The sequence below is a fragment of the Dechloromonas denitrificans genome (genome assembly GCF_020510685.1).
Classification (GTDB): Bacteria; Pseudomonadota; Gammaproteobacteria; order Burkholderiales; family Rhodocyclaceae; genus Azonexus; species Azonexus denitrificans_A.
This window is the reverse complement of sequence record NZ_CP075185.1, coordinates 3560256-3573017: the sequence shown is the minus strand read 5'-3', so window position 1 is coordinate 3573017 and position 12762 is coordinate 3560256. Positions and strand designations below refer to the sequence as shown.

Sequence of the window (12762 nt, the reverse complement as noted above, 5' to 3'; positions counted from 1 at the left end):
ACAAACATGGCCGCGGCTACCTGACAAGGAGCGCGCTATTCGGCTTGTCCGCTCCATTTCAGCTTGATTCGCCGAGAACGTCCCGCCCTGTAGCCCCCGGGGAAATGCCCGAAGCCTGCACGATGATCAGTAAACCGACGGGTGTCGTCGCAATGCCTGGCTCCGGGCTGGGCGTCTAAACCAAAGTCTAATATCGACGCTCCGACATTCTCACTAATCTACGAACAACCAAAGTTTCTCGATATTTTTTCTGTCGAGTAGAGGTTGGCGACAGAGATCGCTCAGGGGGCTGCCAGCACTTAGTGGCCCAAGTAGTAGGGGAGGCTTTAGCCCCGTTCTGAAGGAGACATAAATGGCTTTATTGAATCGGATGGACTGGTATGACCTGGCCAGAACGACGAACTGGTCACCCAAGTACGTGACGGAAGACGAACTGTTTCCGCCGCTGATGTCGGGCGCTTTCGGCTTGCCGCAAAACGCCTGGGAAAAGTACGACGAGCCTTACAAGCAGACCTATCCGGAATATGTGAAAGTCCAGCGCGACAAGGATGCCGGGGCCTACTCGGTGAAGGCCGCCCTGGAACGTAGCCGCATTTTCGAAAACGCCGATCCGGGCTGGAAGTCGGTGATGAAGGCGCATTACGGCGCCATCGCCCGCGGCGAGTATGCCGCCGCCAGCGCCGAGGCCCGCATGATGCGCTTCTCCAAGGCGCCGGGGATGCGCAACATGTCCACGCTGGGTTGCCTGGACGAAGTCCGGCATGGCCAGATGCAGCTCTACTTCCCGCACGAGCACGTCGCCAAGGATCGCCAGATGGACTGGGCCTTCAAGGCCTACGACACCAACGAGTGGGCGATGATCGCGGCCCGCCATTTCTTCGACGACATCATGATGACGCGCGACGCGATCAGCGTTTCCATCATGCTGACCTTCAGCTTCGAGACCGGCTTCACCAACATGCAGTTCCTCGGCCTGGCAGCCGATGCCGCCGAGGCCGGCGACCATACTTTTGCCAACCTGATTTCCAGCATCCAGACCGACGAATCCCGGCACGCCCAGATCGGCGGCCCGGCGCTCAAGGTGCTGATCGAAAACGGCCAGAAGGCGGAAGCGCAGAAGCGCGTCGATATTGCCGTGTGGGGTGCCTGGAAGCTGTTCTCGGTGTTGACCGGCCCGATCATGGACTACTACACGCCGCTCGAGCACCGCAAGCAGTCGTTCAAGGAGTTCATGGAGGAATGGATCGTCGCCCAGTTCGAGCGCACCCTGACCGACATGGGCCTCGACCTGCCCTGGTACTGGGACATTTTCCTGAAAGACATCAGCCAGACCCACCACGGCATGCACCTGGGTTCCTATTTCTGGCGTCCGACGCTGTGGTGGAACCCGGCCGCCGGCGTCACGCCGGACGAGCGCGCCTGGCTCGAGGCAAAGTATCCCGGCTGGAACGAAACCTGGGGTGAGTGCTGGGATGTTTTCATCGACAACGTCGTCGACGGCAACATGGCCATGGCCTATCCGGAAACCCTGCCTTACGTCTGCAACATGTGCCAGTTGCCGATTCTCGGCACGCCGGGCAAAGGCTGGAACGTCAAGGACTACCCGCTCGAACACAACGGCCGCCTCTATCACTTCGGCTCCGAAGTGGATCGTTGGGTCTTCCAGCAGGAACCGGAGCGCTATGCCGGTCACCTCTCCATCGTCGACCGTTTCCTGGCCGGCATGATTCAGCCGATGAACCTGGAAGGCGCCCTCAACTACATGAACATAGCCCCGGGCGAGTGCGGCGACGATGCCCATAACTATGCCTGGGCCGAGATCTACCGTGCCCTGCGGGCGGCCAAGAAGGCCAGCTAAGCGTCGCGGCCATGCAAGTCGGCGCCTGCCGGCGCCGCTTCCCAAGAACATAGGAGATTGTAGAAATGGCGTTGTTTCCAATTACTTCCAACTTCGAAGGCGACTTCGTGCTGCAACTGGTTGCCGTCGACAGCGAGAACACCATGGACGAAGTGGCCGCCGCTGCCGCCGTGCATTCGGTCGGGCGGCGCGTCCGGGCGCGGCCGGGGCAGATCATGCGTGTCCGTCGGCAAGGGGCTGACGATTTTCTGCCCCGCACCATGCGGGTTTCCGAATCCGGCCTGAAGCCGACGGAAACCGTCGAGATCATCTGGGAGGCTCCGAAGCACTGAGTGCTTGCGGATGCGCTGCCGATAGAAAAGGACAGGAGCCGGAATGAGTTTCAAAAAAGTATGCACGCTCGACGACCTCTGGGAAGGGGAAATGGAGTCGTTCAACATCGAAGGCCAGGAAATTCTGCTGGTCTGTGCCGAAGGTGGCGACATCAAGGCGTTTCAGGGGATCTGTCCGCATCAGGACATCCCGCTGATTGAAGGCAAGTTCGATGGCCAGAAAATAATCTGCCGGGCGCACTTGTGGCAGTTCGATGCCTGCACGGGCAAGGGGATCAACCCTGACGACTGTGCACTGGCCGAGTATCCGGTCCGCATGGACGGCGACGATGTCCTGGTCGAAACGGAAGGCGTAGCGGCCCTGTTCGCCCATAGCTGAACAGAAAACAAGGAGAAAGCAATGAGCGTTACCAGTTCTGGGCAGGCCTATCACAACAATCTGGTCGGCCCGGTGATGCGGGCCGGCGACTTGGCCACGGCGATCATCGAGGCGGCAAAGCTCGACAACCCGGGCAAGGAAGTCTTTGTGGACGACAAGCGGGCCTACATCCGGATCCACACCGAACACGAGATGGTGCTGTACCGCGAAACCATCGAGGAAGAGTTGGGCCGTCCATTCAAGATGAACGATCTGGAAGTCGATCTGAGTTCCTTTGCGGGACAGATCGAAAGCGGTGACAACTCCATCCGCTTCTATTTTTCGAAGAAAGTCTAGGCCGCCCGGCAGCATCGCTCACCGGCCAGCCAATAGCAAAAAAACGAGGAGACAAGAATGTCCGAAACCCAAGTACTGAAGCCGCTCAAGACCTGGAGCCATCTCGCTGCCCGCCGCCGCAAGCCGAGCGAGTACGAGATCGTCAGCACCAACCTGCACTACAACGACAAGCGGCCCGACTCGCCGTATGAACTTGATCCCAACATGTTCATGAACACCTGGTACAAGAAGAACACTTTCGGTACCGCCCTCAAGCACCCGGACTGGAACGCCTTCCGCGATCCGGAGGAAGTGGTCTACCGCACCTACAACATGATGCAGGATGGCCAGGAAACGTACGTCTTCGGCCTCTTCGACCAGTTCAACCAGCGCGAACACGACACCGCCCTCGATCCGCGCTGGGCGGGTACCTTGGCGCGTTTCTACACGCCGTCCCGCTACCTGTTCCATACTGTTCAGATGGCCTCGGCCTATGTCGGCCAGGTCTCGCCGGCCAGCACGATTACCAACTGCAATTATTTCCAGATGGCCGACAGCTTCCGTTGGCTGAGCCACACCGCCTACCGCACCAAGGAGCTTTCAATCGCCTTTCCCGACAAGGGTTTCGCAGCAGATGAGCGCCTTTACTGGGAAAACGATCCGGTCTGGCAGGGCTTCCGCGAACTGATGGAGAAGGCGCTGACCGTCTGGGACTGGGGCGAGGCCATCGTCGTCATCAACCTGATCGCCAAGCCGGCGATCGACGAGGCGGTGTTGCGCAAACTGGGCGAATCCGCCCGGCACAACGGCGACACCCTGCTCGGACTGGTGACCGATGCCCAGCTGATCGATGCCGCCCGCCATCGCCGCTGGATTTCCGCGCTGGTCAGCATGGCGCTCGAAATCCCGGGCAACAAGGAACTGATCCAGGGCTGGATCGCCAAGTGGGAGCCGCTGGCCGACCGGGCCATCGATGACTACTGCACTGGCCTGCCGGACACTTCCGGCGGCGCTCAGGCGGCCAAGGCGGCAACGCGCGACTTCCGTCGTTCCCTCGGCTTGTAATCGTCCAGTAACCCGAAGTTTGGCCCGGGCCGGCAGGCCCTGGCCAAACTCGACCTAAATTTTGGCTGCCATGATCAAAACGATTATCCGCAACGAGAAAGACGGCGCCACCTGCGAGCAGCAGGATGGCGACACCATCCTGCGCGCGGCATTGCGGGCGGGCCAGGGGTTTTCCTACGAGTGCAATTCCGGCGGCTGCGGCGGCTGCAAGTTCGAGCTGATGGACGGCGAAATCGAGACGCTGTGGCCGGATGCGCCGGGGCTGACCGAGCGTGATCGCAAGCGCGGCCGCCACCTTGCCTGCCAATGCCGGGCACACGGTCCGGTGACGATCAAGGCGGCCACCGCCGCCGAATACCGGCCGAGGATCGTTCCCAAACGCCAGCGCGCCAGTCTGATCGGCATGCGGGATATCACGCACGACATCCGCGAGTTCCGTTTCCTCGCGAAAAGCGATGCCGACTTCCTGCCCGGCCAGTTCGCCATGCTGGATCTGCCCGGCCTTGCTTCCTCGCGGGCCTATTCCCTGGCCAATACGGCCAACGGGCAGCGCGAGTGGCATTTCCAGATCCGCCGCGTCCTGCACGGGCAAGGCACTCACACCCTTTTCGAAAAGCTGGCCGAAGGCGACGAAATCGGTCTCGATGGCCCCTATGGCGTGGCCTATCTGCGCACCGATTCGCCGCGCGACATCGTCTGCGTGGCGGGCGGCTCCGGCTTGGCGCCGATGCTTTCGATCGCTCGCGGCGCCGTTGAGGCTGGGCTGCTGGCTGACCGGAAACTGTATTTTTTCTACGGCGCCCGAACGCCACGCGACGTTTGCGGCGAAGAGATGTTGCGCACCCTCGCTGGTTTCGGCGACCGGATCATCTATGTCCCGGTGGTTTCGCTACCCGGCGACGACGGCGCCTGGAGTGGCGAAACCGGTTTCGTGCATGACGCGGTGGCGCATCGGCTGCCGGTCGAGTTGGCGAACTACGAGTTCTATTTCGCCGGGCCGCCACCGATGACGCAAGCCTTGCAGGAACTGCTGATGGTTGGCCATCGCGTGCCCTTCGAGCAGATTCATTTCGACCGCTTCTTTTGAAGCCGCTTTACCCAGCCGGCGCTGGAGAGTTCAAACGTTTCGCATGCCAACAACAGAGGAGATGACGGGGATGACCACAAGAAAAATCGTTGCATCGGCGCTGGTTTCGGCGCTGGCCGGTGGGGCGCAACTGGCCCAGGCGACCGATGTGTTCCGCCTGGAGGGTTACGGAGCCATATCGCGCGCCATGGGCGGCACGGCGGTGGCCCATGACGTCGGCCCGGCCGGCATGATGACCAATCCGGCAACGCTGTCGCTGATGGCGGACGGCGATCAGGCCATGCTCGGCCTGGATCTGGTGACGACGGATATCAAGGTCAAGAACAAGGCGACGGGCGAAAGCGTCTCCTCCGATACGCATGCCAATAACCGTGGCCCCTATCTGGCACCCGAGGCGGCGCTTACCAAACGGCTCGGCGCCTGGTCTTTCGGTGTCGGCGCTTTCGCTCAGGGCGGTCTGGGTACCGAATACGGCAATGGCAGCTTCTTGTCGCGCGCCGCCGGCGGTCTCGCTACCGGCCTCGACAATTCGAGCCGCTTGCTGGTGCTCAACATTCCTTTCGCGGCGAGTTTCCAGGTCACCGATAAACTGACCCTGGGCGGCAGCATCGATGCGATGTGGCAGGGCCTCAATCTCGACCTGCTGCTCGGTGCCGACCAGGTCGGCAGCCTGATCGGCGCCGGACGGGCCAGCGGTTCCCTGGTCGGTGCCCTGGGCGGCCTGCCGGACCTGCGCGGCGCCCACTTCAGCCTGACCAAGGACCAGTTCCTGGGCAGCGGTGTCGATGCCTGGGGCTATGGCGGCAAGTTGGGGATGCTTTATCGCGCCACTCCCGATACGACCTTGGGCGCTTCCTACACCTTCAAGAGCCGGATGGACGATATGGAGGGCCGGGCGACGCTGACGGCAATCGACGGTATCGCCGGTCAAATAGCCTTCAAGGGAAAAATCCAGATCAACGACTTCCAGATGCCCGCCCATGTCGACCTCGGCTTCAGCCACCACCTGACGCCGCAATGGACGGTCGCCGCCGACGTCTCGCGGGTCTTCTGGAGAGACGTGATGAAGGACATCAAAGTTGCTTTTACCGCCGACGCCGGGGGCGATATCAACATCCTCCTGCCCCAGGATTACAAGGACCAGACGATTGTCTCCCTGGGGGCTGCCTACCAGGTCAACGACAGCTTGACGGTCCGGGCCGGCGGACGTTTCGCCAGCCAGGCCTTGTCGTCATCCACGCTGTTTGCGGTGATACCGGCCACCCCGAGGAAACACCTGTCAGCCGGTTTGACCTATGCCTTCTCAAAGCAGAGCAAGCTTGATTTTGCCTATTCCCATGCATTCAAGGAGACGATGGACAACACCAGCCAGCCGAATACCTCTGCGCCGATCGAGGTTGCCCACGCGCAGAACAACGTAACCCTCAATTTCCGCTACAGCTTTTAACGGTTAACCATCCTCCGATGGCTTTTGGCGAGTTCCTGCTCGCCTTTTTTGCTTTCCGGAGTTTGCTCGTATAGTCGCAAAACAGGCCGCTACGGGATGTCCCGGCAGTCATGGATATTCATTTGGGCCGGCGGAACAAGGCACCAATTGGGCTTAATGGAGTGAGGATGACATCGGAATCGTGCTTGGCTGACAAGAAAATACAAGCCTCCGTCAAAGGAGTGGCCCTGGCTTCTGACGATACCGGCGAGGTTCGTCGGCAAAAGCTGGCCCGGATCATTCTTGACGCGATGTACCAGTTCCTCGGATTGCTCGACGTCGACGGTACGGTTCTCGAGATCAATCGCGCCGCCCTCGAAGGGGCCGGCATCTGTCTCGCTGATGTGATCGGCAAGCCGTTCTGGGAGGCGCGCTGGTGGGCGCTTTCCGAAGATGCGCGCAATCGGGTGCGGAGCATGGTGGAACAGGCGCGGCGTGGTGAATTCGTCCGTTGTGACATCGAGATTTTTGGTGACCTGCAGGGAAAGAAAACCATTTTTGTCGACTTTTCGCTGACGCCGATCCGCGATGACGAAGGGCGAGTCGCCTTTCTGCTTCCCGAAGGGCGGAATATCACCGAAAAAATCGCCATCGAGGCCGAACTGACGCGCAAGAATGGCGAATTGCAACTGGCCCTCGAAAAGCTGCGCGAAATCGACGGCTTCAAGACGAAATTTTTCGCCAATGTCAGCCACGAATTGCGGACTCCGCTGGCGCTGATCCTGGGGCCGGTCGATCAGCTTCTGCTCGAAGCCAAGGGGGCGAATGAGCGCGAGCGGTTCCGCCTGAAGACGATAAAGCGCAATGCGCAATCCCTCCTGCAGCAGGTCAATGATCTGCTCGACCTGGCGCGCATTGATGCGCAGCAGATGCCGCTGGCCTATGTCTGTGCCAACGTCGCCGCCTTGCTCCGGGACGTCGCCGCCAGTTTTGCCGCGGCCGCCGAGGAACGATCGATTTCTTTGCTGACCGAGGGGGCGAACGAGCTTTATGCCGATGTGGACCGCGCCAAGTTTGCGCGGATCCTGGCCAATCTGCTGTCCAATGCCTTCAAGTTCACCCCGGCCGGCGGACGTATCTGCTGCTCGATCGAACGGGTCGCCAATCGTCGATTCTTGCTGAGCGTGCAAGACAATGGCCCGGGCGTTCCGCCGCAAATGAAGGAGCATATTTTTTCCCGCTTTACGCAAGGCCAGGACGGGCTCTCGGGCAACGGCAGCGGATTGGGCCTGAACATCGTCAAGGAATTCGTCGAGCTGCACTCGGGAACGGTGGTCGCCCTCGATGCGCCAGGCGGGGGGGCGGTCTTCCAGGTGGAGATGCCGATGCGCGCCCCGAAAGGGGTATTCGTGCGCGAGAGCAATGAAGAGGAGCCGTTCTCCAACTACCGCAGCATCGACCTTCTCGAGCCGCAGAGCCAGCCGCTCCGCGATCACAAGCTGGGTAACAGCCGGATTCTCGTCGTCGAGGACAACCCCGATCTGCGCCATTTTCTCTATGACGTATTGATCGACGATTACAACGTTACGCTGGCGGCGAATGGCGCCATAGCGCTGGCATCGGCCCTTGAAGATCCCCCCGATCTGGTGATTACCGATCTGATGATGCCGCATTTCGACGGCGAGCAATTCGTTCGGGAACTGCGGGCCAGCGGCCGCTTCCCCAATCTTCCCGTGCTGGTTCTCTCGGCGCGGGCCGACGATGCGCTGCGCGAAACGCTGCTGGAAGACCTGGTCCAGGACTACCTGACGAAACCTTTCTCCCCGCAGGAACTGAGGGCGCGGGTCCGCAATCTGGTCATGGTCAAGCGCACCGTCGACCTTCTACAGAAGGAACTCAATTCGCAAGCCTCCGACGTTTGCGAATTGACGGCCGGGTTGGTGGCGAGTCGGAAATCATTGCAGGATGGTTTGGTCGCCTTGCAGATTTCGGAACGTCGCTGGCTGGGACTCTACAAAAACACGGCAGTCGGCATCGCGCTGGCTGACCGGGAAGGGCGGATATTGAAAGCCAATCCCGCCTTGCAGCAAATGCTCGGTTACGGCGAAGCCGACATCGTTGGCGTTTCGTTCATCGACATTACCGAAGAGTCCCAACGGGCGATGACCAAGCGCAATGTCCATGGCTTGTTCGACGGGGTGATCGACAACTATCACGTGCAGAAACGCTATGAAAAAAAGAATGGCGGATTGCTCTGGGCCAACGTCAGTGTTTCGCTGATTCCCGCCGTTGACCGGGAGGGACCGCGACTGGCGGTGATTGTTGAGGATGTCAGTTCGCGCAAGCAGGCGGAAAGTGCCCTTGCCGCGATACAAGCTGAGCTGGCGCGGGTTTCTCGTTTTACGACCATGGGGGAACTGGTCGCCTCGATCGCTCACGAAGTCAATCAACCGCTGTCCGCAATCGTCACCAATAGTCAGGCGGCCTTGCGCTGGCTGGCCCGGGATACGCCGGACCTGCATGAAGTCGTCGCGGCATTAAACCGGGTAAACCGGGATGCCAGTCTGGCTGGAGATGTCATCGCCCGTATTCGCAATTTTCTCAGCATGGGGGGGATCAAGCGCGAACCGGTCCAAGTCCGGCGCATTGTCGACGACCTGTTGCTGATGCTGCAAAGCGTGTTGCTGGAGTCCGGGGTTCAGGTCAAGGTTCGCATCGCGCCCGGCTTGCCGGAACTGCAGGCCGATCCAGTCCAGCTGCAGCAGGTCATGCTTAATCTGGTCATCAATGCGCTAGACGCGATGCGCGAGCAACTGCATCGCGATCGTATCTTGACTATTTCGGTGACGGCGGAAGCGCAGGAGGGGGTGCTTTTTTCGGTCAGCGATACCGGGCCGGGCATTTCGCCGAGCCTGGGAGGGAAGATATTCGATGCCCTGTTCTCAACCAAGAGCAATGGGCTCGGCATGGGATTGGCCATCAGTCGGTCGATCATCGAAAACCACGGGGGGCGATTGCGGCTGGAAGCGGCGGTTGGCACCGGGGCGAGTTTCATTTTTAACCTGCCGCTGAGCCAATGACAACCAACGCCCTTTCCTCAATTCCCACCGTCTATGTCGTTGATGACGACGCATCCATTCGCGAATCCTTGAGCAGTTTGCTTCGCTCAGCCGGCATGTCGGTGGAGGTATTTGCCTCCCCCTTCGATTTTCTCGCTTTAGACAAACTCAGTGACTTCTGCTGTGTCGTGTTGGACGTGCGTATGCCCGGCCTGGATGGGCTCGATCTGCAGGATAAAATCGTCGCGCTTGGCTGGGAGATCCCGATCATTTTCATCACCGGTCATGGCGATGTGCCGCAGGCGGTGCGCGCCATGAAGTCGGGGGCGATCGATTTCCTCAACAAACCGTTCGACGACACGGATCTGTTGAATGCCATCACCCTGGCCCTGTCGCGGGTGAGTGCAACCTCCCACGAACGGATGGAGCTGGCAAACCTGCGCCGGCGCTTTGACACCTTGACTCCGCGTGAAAAACAGATCATGTCCGCGGTTGCCGAAGGCAAACAGAACAAGCGCATTGCCTACGATCTATGCGTTACGGAAAGCACGGTAAAAGTCCATAAGCACAATGTGATGAGCAAGATGAACCTCCGGTCGATTGCCGAATTGACGCTGGCTATCCAGCGGCTGAAAAAACACTAGGATTCCGATATCGCTCGTGTCGCGGGGATCGTGCTGCTCGGGCAGCGCGCGAAATCACGTTGCGTTGACCGCTGAATCGCTTTGGCTGGAGCGGCTCCAATGTGCCCAAAAGAGACCTTCACCATTTCGGTGTTTCAATGGCGGGTTTCCGAGTCAAGCGGTCTGACACACAGGTGCTGATGAGAACATCTCGGTCTTTGCCGCACGCGAGCATGCGAGAGAAATCAATCAGCAATGCGCCTCTAAACCACTACTCAATGCCCGACTGTGATTATTGGTGGCTTTCGTCAACACAAAAGGAGGACACCCAACCGCCCGTTTGACGCAGAAGCAGACGCTCACCACCGCTTCAACCTAGTTAGTCTATGGAAGCATCCGGAAAAGCCTAAATCCAACATCTTCACCAGCACTAGCTTTCCCATAAAGATAAGAATCACTCACGCGAAGCGGATAATATTTGAAAGATCCACCTCGAACTATTCGTAAATCGCAATTATCTTTCCAGCAGTCATTTACCCACTCCCACACATTTCCACTCATGTCGTAGAGTCCAAAACTGTTAGGTTTCTTTTGCCCCACTGGACGAAGCTTAAATCGGCTATTGTCCTTGTACCAGGCCACTGCTTCTATACCATCTCCGCCACAGTAGTTGGTTTGCGTACCGCCATAACATGCATGCTCCCACTCGGCCTCCGTTGGTAAACGATAGTTTTTACCTGTAATTGCATTTAACCGAGAAATGAAAGTTTGGGTCTGCCTCCACGACAAATAAATTGCGGGCATATTGTCTCCATTTAAGCCATCCCTAGCATCACGGTTGTCCTTACCAATAATTAATTTCCACTCCGCTTGTGTAACTTCGTACTTTCCAATGGCGTAATTCTTACCCGGAATTGCAATCATTTCTGGGCAGCCAGGACAGTCACGAAAACTGGCAATAGCAGTTTGACCCATAGCACTAGATTTCTCTGCGTTAGTTTTCTGATCTATTGGTTGATCAATTTTTGAGCGTGAGTTATTTTGTAGCTGCCGGTTAAGGTCGGAAAGGTCGACTGAATAACTTTGTTGTCTGTTAATAGACCAGCCAATGTCCACGGGATCAGCCAAAACAATGTTGAGTCGGTCATCTGATAGAATTACCTGCCAGAGATCACCCCATCTGTTGCCAGATGCTACTTTTTCGACATCAGGAAGAAATATACGCAATGCTCCAAAAACCTCGCCCGAGTGCGAAAAATAATGAAGGAGAAGGGTGTCTTTATTTTCACGAGTAACTGTGTAAATTACTCGGTTTCCGCAGGATACAAGACTCGGGATCATCGGCGCTTTCGCCGACGAGGTTCCGGTATTCTGAAATGGGATCTCTTCGCCTGAACTTAGCAGAAGGCTAACCCCCGTAAGATTCCACGATCCATTCGCAGAATATGCACGAATTGGCGAAGTTTTCCGCACGATGTCCTTGCATTGATTCGCCAAATAGAGATTCCCAGTCCATGCGCCCTTGCCGGCAGAACGCTTCTCTGCTGAAGCCACTTCCGGTTCTGCCGAAAAAGACTCAATTCTTGCGTTTACGGTTTTGGCATTAACTCCTGCATCACTGATACGCTGTCTAGCGATTTCAAATTCCGGACTGGGTAAAGGTCGCACCGGGGGTGGCCGGCAGTCGTTTCCTCTGCGCTCGTATCGGTCACTTTCAAAGGTACCGTACCATTCGTCGTAATTTCTTGGAATCTTGGCTTGAAATCTACCACCAGACGAACCTTCGGCGCTTTGAATATCCCACTGAACCGCGCTCAGCGATGCGTGCCTATTTGAGTCAAGACTGACTTCCCTCAGTGAAAGATTAGCGTCTCGTAAAGCCGCAGGGGCCTGCGTGGCTGGGATCGGCACCCATTTCCCCAGCCATCCTTTTTGGTCATATTTTAGAAAAATATAGGGTAGTTCTGGGCAGCCATATTCCCCTTCTGTTTTCTTGTCTGGTCTTCCGTAGACCACGAGATATGGAATACCTTCAATAAATCCAAGTAATACCGGGTTGAAATACTGCTCACCCTGCCATTTGATAATCTCGCGAGTGTCCGGGTGTTCGAATTTGATCCAATGCTTATCAGGCCAACTCGCAAACAGTTTCGGACTTCCACCGTCGCCAGCAATAAATTGAAATGTTGCGCAAACTTCACGGCTTACATTAATTACCCTCCCGTCAAGCAGAAGAGCATCTTCAGTCCAGCTATCCGTTCGTGTACAAAATGCCGAGGCTTTTGTGGATAGTATTAGCAGCAGGCAAAAGATGGTGACACGGAAAACCCATTGATTTGCCAATTGCATACTCCAGGAAGTTACGAGTGGGAAAATATTGGATCAGGAAATTATGGCGACATCCAGTGGATACGGCAGCAATAGACATCTTCTCGTAGCTGATTGTATAGATTTGGCATTTTTTCGATAGCTACCGGCGCAGCTTAAAGAGAACAATCAAAATCCGATCAACAGCTAGGGGTCTGTGATGGAATGTTCATTCGCCAAAACCGAGCCTCAAGCTAAAGGTCATCTGGGCTATCCGGCAGGTTTCAGAGTGAATCGGCCACTTGAATGCC

Annotated in this window: 10 protein-coding genes; 9 read left to right on the top strand and 1 reads right to left on the bottom strand. The window is 57.6% G+C overall.

Annotated elements, in window-relative coordinates:
* Nucleotides 1-352: 352 nt before the first annotated feature.
* The 9 genes from KI611_RS17080 to KI611_RS17040 all read left to right on the top strand — a co-directional run bounded on the left by KI611_RS17080 (nt 353) and on the right by KI611_RS17040 (nt 10165).
* Nucleotides 353-1858, top strand: a complete 1506-nt coding sequence (locus KI611_RS17080; protein ID WP_226416852.1) for an aromatic/alkene/methane monooxygenase hydroxylase/oxygenase subunit alpha — start codon at nt 353-355, stop codon at nt 1856-1858.
* Between the two features lie 65 nt (nt 1859-1923).
* Entirely contained in the window at nt 1924-2190 is a 267-nt protein-coding gene (locus KI611_RS17075; protein ID WP_226416851.1) for a toluene-4-monooxygenase system B family protein, read from the top strand.
* A 43-nt stretch (nt 2191-2233) separates the two neighbouring features.
* A complete protein-coding gene (locus tag KI611_RS17070) occupies nt 2234-2569 on the top strand; it encodes a Rieske 2Fe-2S domain-containing protein (RefSeq protein WP_226416850.1) in 336 nt (111 codons plus the stop codon).
* 21 nt (nt 2570-2590) lie between these two features.
* Entirely contained in the window at nt 2591-2905 is a 315-nt protein-coding gene (locus tag KI611_RS17065) for an MmoB/DmpM family protein (protein WP_226416849.1), read from the top strand.
* Between the two features lie 57 nt (nt 2906-2962).
* The gene (locus tag KI611_RS17060) at nt 2963-3949 is read left to right on the top strand and encodes an aromatic/alkene monooxygenase hydroxylase subunit beta (RefSeq protein WP_226416848.1); all 987 of its coding nucleotides are present in this window, start codon (nt 2963-2965) and stop codon (nt 3947-3949) included.
* A 70-nt stretch (nt 3950-4019) separates the two neighbouring features.
* Nucleotides 4020-5036 (top strand): 2Fe-2S iron-sulfur cluster-binding protein, encoded by a 1017-nt coding sequence (locus KI611_RS17055; RefSeq protein ID WP_226416847.1) that lies wholly within the window; start codon nt 4020-4022, stop codon nt 5034-5036.
* Between the two features lie 70 nt (nt 5037-5106).
* Nucleotides 5107-6483, top strand: coding sequence for an OmpP1/FadL family transporter (locus KI611_RS17050; protein WP_226416846.1), 1377 nt, complete (start codon nt 5107-5109; stop codon nt 6481-6483).
* Between the two features lie 185 nt (nt 6484-6668).
* Nucleotides 6669-9542, top strand: a complete 2874-nt coding sequence (locus tag KI611_RS17045; protein WP_226416845.1) for an ATP-binding protein — start codon at nt 6669-6671, stop codon at nt 9540-9542.
* The gene (locus KI611_RS17040) at nt 9539-10165 is read left to right on the top strand and encodes a response regulator transcription factor (RefSeq protein WP_226416844.1); all 627 of its coding nucleotides are present in this window, start codon (nt 9539-9541) and stop codon (nt 10163-10165) included. Before KI611_RS17045 ends, KI611_RS17040 begins: the two co-directional genes overlap by 4 nt.
* Nucleotides 10166-10528: 363 nt before the next feature.
* Here the strand turns inward: KI611_RS17040 and KI611_RS17035 are convergent, their stop codons facing one another.
* Complete coding sequence (locus tag KI611_RS17035; protein ID WP_226416843.1) at nt 10529-12487, bottom strand: formylglycine-generating enzyme family protein; 1959 nt, start codon at nt 12485-12487, stop codon at nt 10529-10531.
* Nucleotides 12488-12762 lie beyond the last annotated feature (275 nt).

Coding starts and splice junctions, on each gene's coding strand:
- KI611_RS17080 (WP_226416852.1), top strand. CDS start 353: ATGGCTTTATTGAATCGGATGGACTGGTATGACCTGGCCAGAACGACG.
- KI611_RS17075 (WP_226416851.1), top strand. CDS start 1,924: ATGGCGTTGTTTCCAATTACTTCCAACTTCGAAGGCGACTTCGTGCTG.
- KI611_RS17070 (WP_226416850.1), top strand. CDS start 2,234: ATGAGTTTCAAAAAAGTATGCACGCTCGACGACCTCTGGGAAGGGGAA.
- KI611_RS17065 (WP_226416849.1), top strand. CDS start 2,591: ATGAGCGTTACCAGTTCTGGGCAGGCCTATCACAACAATCTGGTCGGC.
- KI611_RS17060 (WP_226416848.1), top strand. CDS start 2,963: ATGTCCGAAACCCAAGTACTGAAGCCGCTCAAGACCTGGAGCCATCTC.
- KI611_RS17055 (WP_226416847.1), top strand. CDS start 4,020: ATGATCAAAACGATTATCCGCAACGAGAAAGACGGCGCCACCTGCGAG.
- KI611_RS17050 (WP_226416846.1), top strand. CDS start 5,107: ATGACCACAAGAAAAATCGTTGCATCGGCGCTGGTTTCGGCGCTGGCC.
- KI611_RS17040 (WP_226416844.1), top strand. CDS start 9,539: ATGACAACCAACGCCCTTTCCTCAATTCCCACCGTCTATGTCGTTGAT.